9 protein-coding genes are annotated in these 18,026 nt (G+C 28.6%); 6 read left to right on the plus strand and 3 right to left on the minus strand.

What is annotated here, in order from left to right; all coding sequences use genetic code 11:
* The first annotated feature begins 537 nt into the window (after positions 1-537).
* Entirely contained in the window at positions 538-1,002 is a 465-nt protein-coding gene (gene dksA / locus BPEN_RS00755) for an RNA polymerase-binding protein DksA (RefSeq protein WP_011282701.1), read from the plus strand.
* Between the two features lie 246 nt (positions 1,003-1,248).
* Complete coding sequence (gene folK / locus BPEN_RS00760; protein ID WP_011282702.1) at positions 1,249-1,743, plus strand: 2-amino-4-hydroxy-6-hydroxymethyldihydropteridine diphosphokinase; 495 nt, start codon at positions 1,249-1,251, stop codon at positions 1,741-1,743.
* Positions 1,744-3,491: 1,748 nt separating this feature from the next.
* Here the strand turns inward: folK and lpdA are convergent.
* From lpdA to aceE, 3 genes are all read right to left on the minus strand, one after another.
* Positions 3,492-4,916, minus strand: a complete 1,425-nt coding sequence (gene lpdA / locus BPEN_RS00765; RefSeq protein WP_011282703.1) for a dihydrolipoyl dehydrogenase — start codon at positions 4,914-4,916, stop codon at positions 3,492-3,494.
* A 211-nt stretch (positions 4,917-5,127) separates the two neighbouring features.
* Positions 5,128-6,399 (minus strand): dihydrolipoyllysine-residue acetyltransferase, encoded by a 1,272-nt coding sequence (gene aceF, locus BPEN_RS00770; protein ID WP_011282704.1) that lies wholly within the window; start codon positions 6,397-6,399, stop codon positions 5,128-5,130.
* Positions 6,400-6,410: 11 nt separating this feature from the next.
* The gene (gene aceE, locus BPEN_RS00775; RefSeq protein WP_011282705.1) at positions 6,411-9,077 is read right to left on the minus strand and encodes a pyruvate dehydrogenase (acetyl-transferring), homodimeric type; all 2,667 of its coding nucleotides are present in this window, start codon (positions 9,075-9,077) and stop codon (positions 6,411-6,413) included.
* A gap of 2,069 nt (positions 9,078-11,146) precedes the next feature.
* Here aceE and mrcB point away from each other — a divergent pair.
* From mrcB to eno, 4 genes are all read left to right on the plus strand, one after another.
* A complete protein-coding gene (gene mrcB, locus BPEN_RS00780; protein WP_011282706.1) occupies positions 11,147-13,483 on the plus strand; it encodes a bifunctional glycosyl transferase/transpeptidase in 2,337 nt (778 codons plus the stop codon).
* Positions 13,484-13,823: 340 nt separating this feature from the next.
* On the plus strand, positions 13,824-14,177 hold the full coding sequence (gene erpA, locus BPEN_RS00785) for an iron-sulfur cluster insertion protein ErpA (RefSeq protein ID WP_011282707.1): 354 nt from the start codon (positions 13,824-13,826) through the stop codon (positions 14,175-14,177).
* Between the two features lie 463 nt (positions 14,178-14,640).
* A complete protein-coding gene (locus BPEN_RS00790; RefSeq protein WP_011282708.1) occupies positions 14,641-16,287 on the plus strand; it encodes a CTP synthase in 1,647 nt (548 codons plus the stop codon).
* A 76-nt stretch (positions 16,288-16,363) separates the two neighbouring features.
* Complete coding sequence (gene eno, locus BPEN_RS00795; protein WP_011282709.1) at positions 16,364-17,662, plus strand: phosphopyruvate hydratase; 1,299 nt, start codon at positions 16,364-16,366, stop codon at positions 17,660-17,662.
* Positions 17,663-18,026 lie beyond the last annotated feature (364 nt).

Genomic DNA, 18,026 nt, shown 5'->3' on the forward strand with positions numbered 1-18,026 from the left:
TTATAAAAATTATAAAATTAAATTAATATTAAGAATATTTAGAACGATATCTGACAAATTTATATAATGACATCTTATTTTTATAGTAAAAAATAGTTTTTTATAAATATCCAAATAATACTGTTTATTTTTTGCAATATTTTAAGCCTCAATAAAATTTATTGATGATCTTATTACGCAATTAAAAAATTTTCTATAATTAATGATAATTCTTTATTAAATTCATTTGAATAACGTAAAAGTTGGTTATAAACCTGTACATAATATATATCAATAAATTATTACACATAAATAATGATATAACCAATACGGGTTAATTTGTGATCCTACATATATTTCATAAATATTTGTGGTAATAAACATTTATGACATATATATCTATTATATTAGATTTAAATATAATATAATTATCACTTTTTAATAAAAATTAAAATTCATCATGTGTTTAAAAATATTGGAGAAATTACATAAAAATAATGAAATTTTAAAGAAAATATTGATATGAATTGCTTTTAATATATATACAGGAGCAAATATATGTCAACAAAATCACCGAGCAGTCGTAGACGTTCTTCTTTGAATGTATTAATAATTGCTGGAGTTACACCATATCAACGAAAACCTAATGAAGAATATATGAGTTCTGATCAACTTTTACATTTTAAACGTATCCTTAAAACATGGAAAAATCAACTCAAAAAAGATTTAGGATATTTTGCGTTATGTGCGCAAGATCAGGTATCTATCAATTTTCCAGATCCAGTAGATAGAGCGGTGCAAGAAGAAGAATTCAATATTAAATTACGTAATCGAGATAGAGAATATAAACTTGTTAAAAAAATTGAAAAAACCTTAAAAAAAATAGATACAAATGAATTTGGATTTTGTGCTTCATGCGATGTAGAAATCGGCATCAGAAGATTAGAGGCTCGTCCAACAGCTGATTTATGTATTGATTGTAAAACTTTAGAAGAAATTAAAGAAAAACAAATGACCGGATAAATTGTTAATAAAACTAAATTTATATGTGCGTTATATGATATAATTCTGGAAAATTAGTTTTTGAATACCGTAGATATAATTTTATTATGACTATTGATTTAGTTTCTATTTTTTCTGATGTAATGTACATTACAGACATTGTTTATCTAAATATTTATGTGATGTTTTAATTTTGATATTATTTAAAGTTTTTTCATGAAAATGAAGGGGTCGGTAATTTGATAATTTATTGGAATATATAATAAAATGGAACGAGTTTGGGTCAGCATTGGTAGTAATCTGTTAAATCCAAAACAACAAGCGGATCGTGCTATCTGGTCTCTTTCTAAGCTTCCAATGACTAGACTTATAGATTTTTCTTCCTATTATCGTAGTCTGCCATTAGGAGATAAAAATCAGCCCGATTTTCTAAATGCGATAATAATTCTAGATACTAATTTATCTCCAAAAGGATTATTAAGTCATATGCAATATATCGAACGAAAACAAGGACGTGCACGACGATCACGGGATTCTCTTATATGGCAGCCACGTACTTTAGATTTAGATATCTTACTATTTGGAAAATACTTTACATATAGTACTGAATTGACAATACCGCATCATGGTTTGCTTAATCGAGAGTTCGTACTTTATCCATTGATGGCATTAGATAATAATTTCATTTTTCCTAATGGGAGCGTTATAACAGATATCGTTAAAACTGTACCTAAAAATGATTTAGATTTTTGGCAGGAATAATAAAAATGAAAATATATATATTATATATAGACTGTTGTATGTGTTGTTTTTAAAAATAAATTAGACGATATATATTCAACTAAAGATCTAATGATATTGACAGTATTGGTACCTGTGTGTCGTTCGTTTAATGCGGCAGATATATTGATATGATTGTTAAAAATTTAATCAAATAACACATTTTTTATTATTTTTTTACTGTAATTTATAAAAATTCATGTAGCTTTAGAAAAATTTTGTTATTTTTGCTTAAAGTAATTAATAAAAATTTTTATAATTAATAATATATATATATAAAAATTTTTTGATATAATGTTTATTATGCCTAATTTGTTATGTTTTATGTAATAAGTACGCTTTATATTTATACATAAGTGTTATATGTAGAAAACGTATTAAAATATTTTATTTTTAATTAGAATATATTTAACAAAAATTTTACGATTACAAAAAATATTTAATGTTTAGTTGTCATGTACTTAAGTACATAAATATTGTGAATATTACGATACATGAATGTATTGATAATAAAAATGTATACTTACCGATGTCGTTTGGTATATAGATAATTTATGATTTTCAAAATTAGTTAATATTTAGTTTATTATCCTAATAAATGTGGTGTTTTCATTATTTCTTGATGAATGCGAATAGCTGTTGATATATAGTCTATCAATAGTTGCATTGAAATATATCGGGCATTCGCAAATAGCCAAAAAGGATGTTGATCCTTATAGATTTAATATTATTAATTGATTTAATATTATTAATTAAAAAATTAAAATTTATTCAATCGTATTAATTACATAATATTACTATTGAATTTGAAAGTTATTTTGATTATATTCGGTAGTTTAAATGTTTGCTATATTTTCAAATTTGATAATTTTTCTATTTTAGATGCTAATAGCGAAAAATTCAATTTTAAGTATTTATAAAAATTTATTTTAAATATATCATGAATCTAGCATGGTTATATGATGTTTAGTAGTCAAAGTATCACTATTTAATTTATATAAGTTTTTTCGTTGATAAGATCTTATTAAGTAAGAGCAAAAAATATCATCAATGTCTTTTGTGAGTTGTAATAAAAGACCCTTATATACTTATAAGGGATGTGAAGATAAGAATTATCGATTATAGTTCATACAAGCAGCACTTACAATATTTTCTCTTTAAAACTAAAGAGAAAATATTGTATCTTATAATTATGAGATCATATACTTTCTGCATCCCAAATGAATATATGTAAAATATATTAATTATATATGTATATTTCATCCGTAGAAATCTAAAATCGTATACGTTACTTTTTCTGTTAATATGGCAATATTGGTTACTGTTTATCAAAAAATAAAGTTTTATCAATTTAAACCCCATGTATATTTTCATGCTGTTTAATTAAATCATAACAATATTCTTTTAACTTCACACATCAACACTTGACGACATTCTTTAAATTATGAATACTTTTATTGTTTGTTAACTGTATTACGTATTAATAATAGTAAAAAATTTTATGATTATGTATATATTTTGTAGATAAATACTTGTATCCCGAGCGTATAAATATATAGTTATAAGTAATGTATTTATTTATTCATTATTCATTGTATGTATTCATCATACCAATGAACTTCGTTATATACCTTATAAATTACCTTATGAATTGCAATAGACTATACAACGATAAAGTATTATTTGTAAGTTAATTTATTTATTTAAAATTTTAAAGAATCATGTGAAATTTATTGTGTTTGTTTTTTTATATTAGGCAAATCAGTAATTGATCCATTATGAATAGATGCTGCTAATGCTATTGATTCATATAAGGTTGGATGGGCATGAATGGTTAGAGTAATATCTTCTACATCACATCCCATTTCAATGGCTAATGCAATTTCTCCTAATATTTCACTAGCATTCGCGCCTAATATTGATCCCCCAATAATTCTGTTCGTTTTTTTATTAAAAATTAATTTGGTTATGCCTTCTTTACAATCTTCAGTAATTGCTCGACCTGAAGCCATCCAAGGGAAAAGTGCAACTTCATAATCTATATTTTTTTCTTGAGCACTTTTTTCAGTATATCCAACCCACGCTATTTCTGGATCAGTATATATAATGGATGGAATTATTATTGGATCAAAACAACGTTTTTTACCGGAAATAACTTCTGCAGCTACATGTCCTTCATGAATACTTTTATGAGCTAGCATTGGATATCCAATAATATCTCCAATAGCAAAAATGTGTTGAACATTAGTACGCATCTGCTTATCTACAGGAATGAAACCATATTCATTTACATTTACTCCCGCACGCTCGATATTCAACATGTTACCATTTGGAGCGCGCCCAATTGCTACTAATAATGCATCATAACGTTGAGTATTTTTTAATAAAGTTTGTTTATTTTCCATAGTTACATAAATACCATCTTTCTTAGCTTCTACTATGTTAACTTTAGTATTTAAAATTAAATTAATATTTTTAGTAATTATTTTAGTAAAAATATTAGTAATATCTTCATCTAAAATTGGCATGATTCGATTACACATTTCTACTATATCTATTTCTGATCCAAAAGCACGATATATTGTGGCCATTTCTAATCCTATAGCTCCTGAGCCTATAATTAGTAAACGTTCGGGTATTGATTGTAAAGATAGAGCATCAGTTGAATTCCAAATTCGCTGATCATTAGGAATACATGGTAGTGATACAGTATGTGATCCTGCTGCTACAATAGCGTAATTGAATGCTATTTCTAAGGTCATTTCATTGTTTTCAACTTGAATAGTATGACTATCAATAAATTTACCAACCCCATCAATTACTTTAACGTTCCGTTTTTTTGCCATAGCACTCAAACTATTTGACAATTGATCAATAATTTTATCTTTCCAAGAGCGCGTCTTATTAAGATCGATATGTGTTTCTCCTGACAGGAGACCATATTTATTGAATTTTTTTTGTGTTTCAATTAATTTGGCAATATGTAATAATGTTTTAGACGGAATACAACCAACATTAAGACACACTCCACCTAAATCAGGATAACGTTCTACTATTGTAGTATCCATACCTAAATCAGCGCAGCGAAAAGCCGCGGAATAACCTCCTGGTCCCGCGCCTAAAACAAGAATTTGAGTTTTTATTTTTATATACATAATATGGTGCCCTTCATTTTATGATTAAAACTATTAATTATAGTATCTAGTTTGATAGAAATATGTATTTCTACAGTATAGAACTTATATATGGTACGGATATTATTATATCATAACTTAATTTAAGCGAGATTATCTTTAACCATAAAGGACGGAAAGACAATTTTTAAAAAAGTGAAATATTTAAATCTATTTTTATATGATTAGCAATTTACATAGATAATAGTCTTGTGTCAGCAATTATTTTATTAATGAGCGTCATAAATCGAGCACCATCAGCTCCGTCAATAACACGATGATCATATGATAATGACAAAGGTAGCATTAAACGCGGAGTAAATTTTTTTCCGGTCCACACTGGTTTTATAAAAGATTTAGAAATGCCTAAAATAGCTACTTCTGGAACATTAACAATTGGAGTAAAAGCTGTACCTCCTATACCCCCCAAATTGGATATAGTAAAACTTCCTCCTTGCATATTAGCAGGAGTCAATTGATTCCCAGTACGAGCTTTCTTTGAAAGCTCTTCTAACTCTTGTGATAATAAAATAATACCTTTCCTGTTTACATCATGGAGAACAGGCACTAATAAACCTTTAGGAGTATCCACTGCTATGCCAATATTAATATATTTTTTTAAAATTAGTGTTTCGCCGTCTTGAGATAAAGAACTATTGAATCGTGGCAACTCTTCTAATGCTTTTGCAACTGCTTTCATAACAAAAACTAAAAGTGTAATTTTGCAATTTATTTTTTTCTTTTCAATGTCAATGTTTTGTTGTTTTCTGAAACTTTCTAAATCGGTAATATCAGCTTCATCAAATTGCGTTACATGCGGCAGCATAATCCAATTTCTTTGTAAATTTGCACCAGAAGTTTTTTGTATTTTGCTTAGCATTACGGTTGTAATATCGCCAAATTTACTGAAGTCTATCTTTGGCCAAGATAATATGGGTAGTAATTGATCAGATTGCATGGATGACATACAGTTTGTATAATACATTGAGATATTTTTTATATAATTTTGAATATCTTCTTTTAAAATACGTCCCTTACGGCCACTACCTTTTATTTTTGACAAATCTATTCCAAATGTACGAGCCATATGACGTACTAACGGTGTAGCATGTATCGCAGCATCATGGTGTATATCGTTACATATCGCTCCTTTTCTTGTATCATTGTTTGTTACAATATAAGGAGAAGGAACAACATTTTTTTTATCGTTAATAGTAAAAGCATTAGTATGATTTCGCACATCAAGTAGTAAAATCAAAGATCCTGTATGTACTTTATCTCCAACATGGACATAAATTTTAGTAACAATACCAGAACAGGAAGATGGTATTTCCATAGATGATTTATCACCTTCAATTATAATAAGTGGCTGATTAGCATTGATATTATCTCCTATTTTTACCATTATTTCTGTAACTTCTAATTCATCCTCTCCAATATTTGGTATATTAATTTCAATTGTCATCGTATTACCTCTTATATTAGGCGTGGATTAATTTTTTCAGGGTCAATATCAAATATTTTGATAGCGTTTAGAACAACATCAGCGTGAATATGGCCTTTTTTTACTAATTGGGCTAGTGCGGCTGTAACCACATAACCTGTATTTACTTCAAAATGATGTCGTAAATTTTTTCGACTGTCGGATCGACCAAATCCATCCGTGCCTAATACAAAAAAATGATGACCTGGAATAAAACATCTAATTTGTTCTGCAAACAATTTCATATAATCAGTAGCAGCTATAGTGGGAAAATCATTCAATACGGTAGTAATGTACGGTATTTTGGGTATATCCATGGGATGTAACATGTTCCAGCGTTCGCAGTCTTGCCCATTCCTTGCTAATTCAGTAAAAGAGGTAACACTATATACATCAGAACTTACGTTATATTCTTGAGATAAGATTTTAGCCGCTTCACGAACAAGACGTAAAATAGCACCAGATCCCATCAATTGAATTTTTCCATTTTTTCCCGATAAAGATTCTAACTTATAAATTCCTTTTTTAATACCTTCTTCAACTCCTATCGGCATGGCTGGCATATGATATTTTTCATTTAATGTAGTTATGTAATAATATACATTTTCTGGATTACTTCCATACATACGCATGAGGCCATCTTGTATAATAACAGCAATTTCATATGCATATGCTGGATCATAAGAAATACAATTAGGAATTGTTAATGACTGAATGTGGCTGTGACCATCAGCATGTTGCAATCCTTCGCCATTTAAAGTAGTTCGACCAGATGTTCCTCCGATCAAAAATCCTCGAGCTTGTTGATCAGCAGCAGCCCAAAAAAAATCTCCGATTCTTTGAAAACCAAACATTGAATAATATACATAAAATGGTATCATGGGGAAGTCGTTAGTACTGTATGAGGTAGCGGCTGCTAACCACGACGCTGCTGCGCCCAATTCGCTGATACCTTCTTGTAAAATCTGACCTTGTTTATCTTCACGATAATATGCAAGTAAATCATGATCTTGAGGAGTGTATTGTTGCCCCATGGAGTTATAAATACCGATTTGACGAAATAGCCCTTCCATCCCGAAGGTTCGGCCCTCATCAGCAATTATGGGTACTAGTCTATTTTTAATTGGGGTGTATTTTAGTAATATATTTAGAACACGTATAAATGCGAGAGTAGTAGAAATATCTTTATTTTGTTGTATTAGCAAAGGATAAAAATGTTCTAATGTTGGTAGTTCTAGAGAATTAGTAGTATGTTCTAACCTATTTGGAATATATCCAAGTAATGTTTTACGTCGCTCATGTAAGTATATGTGTTCTTGAGAGCCTTCTTTAAATTTTAAATAAGGTAAAGATTCAATTTGGTCATCTTTGACGAGATTTAAATTAAATCTATCCCTAAAATAACGTATCTCTTTTATGTTAATTTTTTTTATTTGATGCGCAACGTTCATTCCTTCTGCGCTAGAACCCATACCATAACCTTTAACAGTATGCGCTAGTATTACAACAGGTTTTCCAGAACTATTTTTAGCTCTTTCTAAAGCAGCAAATACTTTTTTAGGATCATGTCCACCGCGATCTAATGCCCAAATTTCAGAGTCGCTCATATCGTCTACCAACGCGCTAGTTTCTGGATATTTACCAAAAAAGTGTTTACGTACATAAGCCCCATTTTTAGATTTAAACGTTTGATAGTCTCCATCAACAGTTTCATTCATAAGTTGAATTAGCTTGCCACTAGTATCCTTGTGTAGCAATGCATCCCATTTACTTCCCCAAATAACTTTAATCACTTCCCACCCTGATCCTTTAAATATGTTTTCTAAGTCATTAATAATTTTTCCATTTCCTATTACTGGGCCATCTAATCGTTGTAAATTACAATTAATAATAAAAATTAAATTATCCAATTTTTCTCTAGCAGCAATATTAAGCGCTCCTTTAGATTCAGGTTCATCCATCTCTCCGTCTCCTAAAAAAGTGTATACTGTTTGTAAAGTGGTATCTTTTAGATTTCTATTATTCAAGTATTTTAAAAATTTTGCTTGATAAATTGCACTAATTGAAGAAAGACCCATAGAAACTGTAGGAAATTGCCAAAAATCTGGCATTAATTTTGGATGAGGATATGAAGGAAGTCCTAAATTTTTTACTTCCTGGCGAAAATGATTTATTTGGTCCTCATGTAATCGTCCTTCAAGAAAAGCACGGGCATATATACCAGGTGAAATATGGCCTTGAAAATATACTAAGTCACCGCCATCGTGCTTATTACGCGCACGAAAAAAATGGTTAAAACACACTTCATATAACGTAGCGGAAGATTGGAATGAGGCAATATGACCTCCTAAATCCAAGTTTTTTTTTGATGCATGCAATACCATCATAATGGCATTCCAACGTACAACAGCACATATGCGCTCTTCTATTTCTAGATCTCCGGGATATTCTGGTTCATCCTCAACTGGAATAGTATTTATATAATCATTTGTTATTTCATTATTAGAAATAATAACGCCATTATTAGAGGCTTCATGTATGATTTGATTCATTAAAAATTGAGCTCGCTTAACACCTTCTCTTTGAATAACTGAAGAAATAGACTTTAACCAATCCTGTGTTTCTATGGGATCTACATCATCAGATGAACGTTCTAACATTGCAGCATTTCCTTAATGTATTTAAAAGTATGTTCATATTTATGTTGATTTTATAAATATTGTAATAAAATATTTACGTGCGTTTGTATATATAATGAATAAAATGATTTTAAAAAACATATTGGTGTCATTGTTTTTAACAAATTAAAATATTTGCTACGGAAAAACAATATTCAGCAATTCAATGAATGTATGATGGATCTATGACATTCTATGATCTTTTCTCTAAGAGAAATTAATAATGAAATGAAGAATTAAAAAATAATATTCAAAAAAATATTATTTATAAATTTTTGTACCAATCCTTTATAAGATATCATTGATTAAAGTGATCGCATTAAAATGTATAAGAAATTTATTTTTTATACCAATTTATATTATACAATTTAAATTAATAATGTTATTTCATCGTAAGATAGTTTCATATATATCATCATAAAATCGAATTATATTTCATATTTTTTATAATAATATATTAAAAATACATGTTAATTTTTTATTGTGTTTAATTGTGATGTGTATTTTATATACAGTATCAACATTTTGATTATATATTCAAATATGACAAACAAAAATAATACTTGAATAGTTGATAACGATAAGTGAGACGGTGTTAAGACACATGGTGTATATATTATTAACTAATCTTCAGATAGTATCACGAGTAATAATAGGATTACAATTATAATTGTATTGAATGATATCCATTATACATGCAATGAAATGCATTACATTAAGTGTCGTATTGCATCCAATTTTGTTAATTGTGTATATGGTGGATTTTTAATTTAAATTACAATCTAAATACTAGTATGAACGCCAAGTACATTTAAGAATTTATGTATAATAAAATATGATTACAGATATATTAAGTTGATTATATGATGTTAAATATTTCTGCATTCAGAGAAATATTATATTAATAATTCCTTCTGGAATTAATGATAATAGCATTACCATTACATTACAAGAATTTCTTCTTCACATCAGAAATAATCTGTAATAATAAGATCTATGTTATCTATATACAATATAGATATTTTTGTATCATATTCTTATTCAGTCATAATTATAAAAATTTAAAATTTCAGATATTGAAATTATTTGCTTATCAAACATCAATTTAAGAAATTTTATGTATGATCGAGTTATTTTAATTTTATTTGTATCTATTTTTTTTAGAATAAGAAAAATTCGAAAATTTTTTAAAAATACAACACCAAAACGATCTATACTATCAGTATATCCTTAACGATGTTTTATAAATTTTTAAAAAATATATTTATTTAAGTAGATTAAGTATCAAAGAATACTCACAATTCTAGATGTTAATAGCAATAGTCACATTAATATAAACTGGAATTTTTTTAACTGCATATTATGGATATTTTGGTATATATCAAATGTTCCTTATAATCTTCTCCATAAAGAACAGCCTCATATTATTAGAAAATTGTTTGATATTTTTAATTAAAATGCTATTAGCTATCAGAATTTTGTTAGATTATATTTATAATTAAAAATTGTAAAAAATTTTAATTGATATTAAATTTAAATAAGTGATGTAGTTTAATACTGTACTAGAGCTGATTTAATAAAAACTTAGTTATATTGCATAAAGAGAGATATCTACATTTATAGAAACATAAGTATGAATATTGTTGTATTTTAGCAAGTTATAATTATGATAATGCTGACATTGACATTGACATTGACATTGACATTGACATTGGCATTGATCAATATTTAAACATTTAAAACATTAATAATATATTATGGTGTTATTCCATTTTATTTATTCAATAATTAATTATTAGTTAATATAACTTGTTTGTAGGAAAATATATATATGTGGTCCACGTATTTATTTGTTTTTAATTAATTATTTAACACTAATCATAATGTTTTATTTAAACAGATAGAATTATTTATTTAAAATAAACATAAATTGTTGTAGATTTGTGTGATTCATTATGTGACCTACTATCACGTATAATCAAAGGAAAATAAATGATAACCGATTATCAATTTACCTGAGTATTGTAACGTATATCAATAATATAATTTTTATGAATCAATTATCATATAAGTGTCATTCTGTCATTGTGCAACGAGCTTTATTTTTTTTATACACTGTAATGTGCTTTTTTTTCTTTATTATCGCTTTAATTATAGCGTATGGAATATTTTTAGATAAGAAGGTTCAAAGTCGTATTGATGGAAAGGTTTGGAGATTACCTACGATTATTTATAGCCGTATGATTAATGTAGAACCTAATATGTCGTATCATAAAAATGATATAATTCATTTATTGGAAACTTTACAGTATCGTCAAGTCTCTAAAATTACTCATTCAGGAGAATTTGTTGTACATAATAATGACATTGAATTATTTCGTAGGCCTTTTAATTTTCCAAGTGGAGAAGAAGGAGAAATGCATGTATCCTTTTTTTTTAATCAAAAAAAATTACTCCGCATTTATAACCAAGACACAAAGAATAATTTTGGTTTATTTCGATTTGATCCCAAGATCATATCTATTTTATATGCTCCTAATAAGCAACAAAGATTATTTGTACCGAGATCAGGGTTTCCAGATATATTAATAGATATGTTGTTAGCTGTTGAAGATCGTTATTTTTATCAGCATGATGGTATTCAGATATCTTCTATTGGTCGTGCTTTTTTAGCAAATGTTTTTTCTGGTCGTACTGTACAAGGAGGAAGTACTTTAACGCAACAATTAGTAAAAAATTTATTTTTAAATAATACACGATCATTGTGGCGTAAATTTAATGAAGCCTATATGGCTTTAATTTTCGATCATCGATATAGTAAGGACCGCATTCTTGAATTATATTTGAATGAAATATATTTTGGTCAAAACGGAAATGATCAGATTCATGGATTTCCTTTAGCTAGTTTTTATTATTTTGGTCGCCCGATAAATGAATTAAGTATAGATCAACAAGCAATGTTAGTGGGGATGATAAAAGGCGCGTCTTTATATAATCCCTGGAAAAATCCACACATAACACTGGAACGTCGCAATTTAATACTCAAATTGTTAGAACATAGAGATATTATTGATAAAAAAATGTGTGCTATTCTTAGTGCACGCCCTTTAGGAACGCAGCCAAAGGATGAAATATTAATTTTACAACCTGCTTTTACACAAATGGTAAATAAAGAAATACAAAATATTGATCGAATTAATGATTTTTCTGGAATAAAAATATTTACTACGTTAGATCCTATTTCTCAAAAAGCAGCAGAACAGGCAATGGAATTAGGCATTCATAAATTAAGACATTATTATAACGTAAAAGATTTAGAAGGGGCCATAGTTGTAGTAGATCGATTTAGTGGAAAAATACGAGCTATGGTAGGAGGGTCTGATCCCCATTTTTCTGGATTTAATCGTGCTATGCATGCTCGTCGTTCTATAGGTTCATTAGCGAAGCCAGCAATTTATTTAGCAGCTTTAAGTCATCCTGATAAATATCACCTCAATACATGGATTGCTGATGAGCCTATTCATTTACAACAACCAAATGGAGTAATTTGGTCCCCTAAAAATTATGACCGAAAATTTCGAGGCAAAGTCACTCTTATTGATGCTTTTATTAAATCTCTCAATGTACCTACTGTTAATTTAGGTATGACAATAGGATTAGACGCTATTTCTGATGTTTTAAAAAAATTGGGCATTTCGCCTAATTTTATTTCTTCTTTTCCATCTATCCTTTTAGGATCCATTAGTTTGACACCTATAGAAGTTGCTCAGGAGTTTCAAACTATTGCTAGCGGCGGGCAATATTCTGCCTTATCATCTGTTTGTTATATTATGAACGAAGAAGATATAGTATTATATCAAAATTTTACCAAGACAGAGCGTGTTATTTTCCCTCAAGCAGCTTATTTAACGTTATATGCAATGCAACAAGTAGCAACACGAGGAACTTCTTGTATTTTATCTTTAAAATTTCCTTGTTCTCAATTAGCCGCAAAAACTGGAACTACTAATGATCTTCGTGATAGTTGGTTTGTTGGAATTGATGACACAGAAGTAACTGTGATTTGGATAGGACGTGACAATAACGGAAGAACTAAGTTAACAGGTACTAATGGCGCATTAACTCTATATAATTTGTATTTAGATAATAAAAATCCTACTCCTTTACATTTAGAACTACCTAGTGGTATTAAGTACATACCTATAGATAATTGTGGTAATTTTACACTACATGATAGCAAAAATAATGGTTGTCAGGTTTTGCCAGTGTGGGTGAATGATTGGCAATTATTATTTCAGTCACTTAAAGAATCAAAAATAATCTCATATAATCAGCAACCAATAAATACTGTAGCAGAACAAGGTATTACAATACAAATGAATAGATAAATAATTTTTACTATAAATGATTGTTAATTGTTTGGAAAAACAGCAGTACGATTTATATAATAACGTCCAATGATACTTTACGTCACTTTTATTTTATTCTAAGATCGTTAATTAATAACATTATATTTAAATATTTTCTAATAAAATAAAATTTATTTATATAATATATGTCTATAAATTGTAAATAATGTCGTTGTATATAATATATATTTGGTAATTATATAAATTTTTTAATGGATTAATTTTTTATAAAGTTAAATATGCTCCAATTATGAATTGATTAATTAATTATTACAACAGGAATTACAATGTTTTTATTTGATATAAAAGGTTAATAATTATGAATAATGATGCAAAATTTCCTATACAATTGACTGATTTTGCAGCCAGAAAAGTAAAGTTTTTCACTGAAAATGAAATAATTAACAGTAATTCACATTTAAAATTGCGTGTATATATTATAGGAGGAGGTTGCAGTGGGTTTCAATATAGGTTTATTTTAGATGATAAAATTTCTAGCGATGATTGTATTGTAGAAAACAATGGCGTATCTCTAGTAATAGACCCTATGAGCTTGCAATATTTATTTGGAGGTATCATAGATTATTATGAAGGATTAGAAGGGTCTCGATTTGTTGTAATCAATCCAAATGCCAAGAATACTTGTAGTTGTGGTTCTTCTTTCAGTGTATAAGTATTTGTTGTGTACAACAAATACTTATACCAAATAGTCAGACATGTTATATTTTACTGTAATTATGTTCATCAAATATTATTATATTAAAGTTTGTATCATATATACATCATGTTTTGTATAGTATACACTTTAAGTATTAAAAGTTGTTACTGTGATTACTCTATATAGTGAGTGAATATTGCGTTTTGTTGTAAAAGATTGTGTAATGTCATGATACTCAATAATGGTATTGTTATTTATTTTTTATAGCCAAGTTATGTAATTTTTAGATGTTTTATTTGCAATCGAATAGTTTATTTATTAATTATCAAATTTTTCAGAATATCTAGGAATAATAAGAATTATATTCTAACAATAAAGATACGCATATAATAATTACTTATTTAACTAATAATCCGCCATGATCATAGAGAAAAATTTTAAACCGTGAATAAATTAAATGTATAATTTAGGTTGATATGTGAGAGTGAATTATATTTTTGTAACTGGTGGAGTGGTATCATCTTTGGGTAAGGGCATTGCTACAGCATCTTTGGCTGCAGTTTTAGAAGCGCGCGGTCTCAGTGTAACTATAATAAAATTAGACCCATATATCAATATGGACCCTGGTACAATTAGCCCCGTACAACATGGAGAAGTGTTTATTACTGAAGATGGAGCAGAGACTGATTTAGACTTGGGGCATTATGAACGTTTTATCCGTACTAAAATGAGACATCATAATAACTTTACTGCTGGTAAAATTTATGCTGATGTTTTACGGAAAGAGCGTCGAGGAGATTATTTAGGCGCTACGATACAGATTATTCCTCATGTCACTGACACTATAAAGAAGTGGCTTATAGCAGGCGCTTTTGGTCACGATGTGTTATTAGTAGAAATAGGTGGCACAGTAGGTGATATTGAATCATTGCCCTTTTTAGAGGCTATTAGGCAAATGGTAATGGAAGTAAATAGAGAACAAACTTTATACATACATCTGACATTAGTGCCTTTTATTGCAGTATCTGGAGAACTAAAAACTAAGCCAACACAACATTCAGTAAAAGAATTACTTTCTATTGGTATTCAACCTGACATTTTAATTTGCAGATCTGATCGAGTAATCAGTAATAGTGAACGAAAAAAAATTTCTTTGTTTTGCAATGTACCTAAACAAGCGATAATTGCTCTGCAAGATGTAGATTCAATTTATAAAATACCTGCTTTACTTAAAGACCAAGGATTAGACAATTATATTTGTAAACGTTTTAATTTAAATTGTCCCGAGGCAAATCTATCAGATTGGGAGGAAGTAATTTATTATCAAGAACATCCGATAGGAGAAGTGACTGTTGGTATGGTAGGAAAATATATTGAATTGGTAGATGCTTACAAATCAGTGACAGAAGCATTAAAGCATGCTGGGATAAAAAATCGTTTTATTGTGAATATTCGTCTTATTAACTCCCAAGATGTGGAAAAATTAGGTATAGAAAAAACACTGAAGGGTTTAGATGCTATTTTAGTGCCTGGAGGATTTGGTTATCGCGGAGTGGAAGGAAAAATTTTATCCGCACAATATGCTCGAGAAAACAATATACCGTATTTTGGAATTTGCTTGGGTATGCAAGTAGCATTGATCGAATTTGCTCGTCATGTTGCTGGAATGCCAGAAGCCAATTCTACAGAATTTGTAACTAATTGTAAATGCCCAGTAATAGCTTTAATAACTGAGTGTAAAGATGAGAATGGTATTTTTATAACACACAATGATAATACTAATTTGGGCGGTACTATGCGCCTAGGTAATCAAGCGTGTTATTTAATTAAGGGGAGTTTAACACATCAAATATATGGCAAAAGTACTATATTAGAACGTCATCGACATCGTTATGAAGTAAACAACATGTTATTAAAACATATAACACATGCTGGATTAAGTTGTGTTGGTTTTTCTAAAAAAAATAATTTAGTAGAAGTAATTGAATATCCAAATCATCCATGGTTTATAGGGAGTCAGTTCCATCCTGAATTTAATTCTACACCTCGTGAAGGTCATCCTTTATTTATAGGTTTTATAAAAGCTGCAATAGAGTACCAACATCGTCATAATAAATTAATTTAGTACATACGAGTCAATGTTTATGATATTATTTTTTTGTTCGCATGAAAATCAAGATTAATTCACAAAGGAAATAAAAATGCCTAAGATTTTAAATATTGTTGGACGTGAGGTTATTGATTCTCGTGGTAATCCAACAGTAGAGACCGAAGTATATATCAAAGGTGGTTCTAGATTAGCATCTGTTCCGTCTGGAGCATCTGTTGGTTCTCAAGAAGCTTTAGAGTTAAGGGATAATAATAACAATCGGTTTTTTGGAAAAGGGGTCACAAAAGCGGTCAGTTTTGTAAATGGACCCATTCATAAAGCATTAATAGGAATGGATGTAACGCAACAACGTGTTATTGATACTATTATGATTGATTTGGATGGAACCAGTAATAAATCAAAATTTGGTGCTAATGCTATCTTGAGCGTTTCTTTAGCAGTTGCAAAAGCAGCCTCGGCATTTAAAAATGTTCCATTATATCAGCATATTTCTGATTTGTATGACGCGCCAAAAAATACACTTGTTATGCCACTCCCTATGATGAATATTATTAATGGCGGTAAGCATGCTGATAATAATTTAGATATTCAGGAATTTATGATTATCCCGATTGGAGCAAAAACCATCAAAGAAGCAATCCAGATGGGATCTGAAATATCATATAATTTAAGAGTAATATTAAGTAATAAAGGAATATCCACGCAATTAGGTGACGAAGGTGGATATGCTCCTAATCTTAATTCTCATGCCACTGCATTAGAATTAATAAAAGAATCTATAGAACAATCTGGTTATATTTTAAAAGAAGATATTGTCCTAGCAATAGATTGTGCTGCATCTGAATTGTTTGATACATCCACCAATAAGTATAATATAAAAAGTGAAAAAAAGTTTTTTACTTCTGAAGAATTTACTTATTATTTGTCATCATTAGCGCAAAAATACTCGATAGTTTCTATTGAAGATGGACAAAGTGAATACGATTGGGATGGATTTGCTTACCAAACCAAAGTTCTTGGTAATAAAATTCAATTAATAGGAGACGACTTGTTTGCGACTAACATAAATTTGTTACAAATGGGTATTAATCGAAATATTGCAAATTCTATTTTAATTAAATGCAATCAGATAGGATCTTTAACTGAAACACTAGAAACGATTAAAATGGCTAAAAATGCAGGTTACGGTACAATTATTTCACATCGTTCCGGAGAAACTGAAGATACAAGCATTGCTGACATAGCCGTGGGTACCTCTGCCGGTCAAATAAAAACTGGACCTGTGCGTTGTTCTGAACGAGTAGCTAAATATAATCAACTAATTCGTATAGAAGAAATGTTAGGAAAAAAAGGAGTGTTTTATAGATTTAAAAATAAACTTATGTCATAGTTGATGACTTAATTCAGCATATTAAATATATATATAAAATAGATAAAAGAATATTTTTATAGAAAAATTAAAAGATGAAGCAATTTGTATGCTTTATACGATAATAGAGCATTAGTTAAAAAGTAATTAATTTACGTATTTTTTTAATATGAAAATATATATGTAATTATTGCTGTGAGCTCAAAAACAGTTTATATAAATATATAGACGAGTAATATAGTTAATTCTTAATGTGTCTTTTTTGTATTGTGTTATAAACTGTTTCTTGTTAATTTCAAAAAAATTGAATAATTGATTATATCGCATATATTTTATATTGCTACTATAACAACATACCTATTGAAGTATGTGCGTTTTATGTTTT

The sequence above is a fragment of the Candidatus Blochmanniella pennsylvanica str. BPEN genome, from assembly GCF_000011745.1.
GTDB classification, from domain to species: Bacteria; Pseudomonadota; Gammaproteobacteria; order Enterobacterales; family Enterobacteriaceae; genus Blochmanniella; species Blochmanniella pennsylvanica.

What these genes read in the sequence shown, in the direction of transcription:
- dksA (WP_011282701.1), top strand. Translation starts at nt 538, where the DNA reads ATGTCAACAAAATCACCGAGCAGTCGTAGACGTTCTTCTTTGAATGTA.
- folK (WP_011282702.1), top strand. Translation starts at nt 1,249, where the DNA reads ATGGAACGAGTTTGGGTCAGCATTGGTAGTAATCTGTTAAATCCAAAA.
- lpdA (WP_011282703.1), bottom strand. Translation starts at nt 4,916, where the DNA reads ATGTATATAAAAATAAAAACTCAAATTCTTGTTTTAGGCGCGGGACCA.
- aceF (WP_011282704.1), bottom strand. Translation starts at nt 6,399, where the DNA reads ATGACAATTGAAATTAATATACCAAATATTGGAGAGGATGAATTAGAA.
- aceE (WP_011282705.1), bottom strand. Translation starts at nt 9,077, where the DNA reads ATGTTAGAACGTTCATCTGATGATGTAGATCCCATAGAAACACAGGAT.
- mrcB (WP_011282706.1), top strand. Translation starts at nt 11,147, where the DNA reads ATGAATCAATTATCATATAAGTGTCATTCTGTCATTGTGCAACGAGCT.
- erpA (WP_011282707.1), top strand. Translation starts at nt 13,824, where the DNA reads ATGAATAATGATGCAAAATTTCCTATACAATTGACTGATTTTGCAGCC.
- eno (WP_011282709.1), top strand. Translation starts at nt 16,364, where the DNA reads ATGCCTAAGATTTTAAATATTGTTGGACGTGAGGTTATTGATTCTCGT.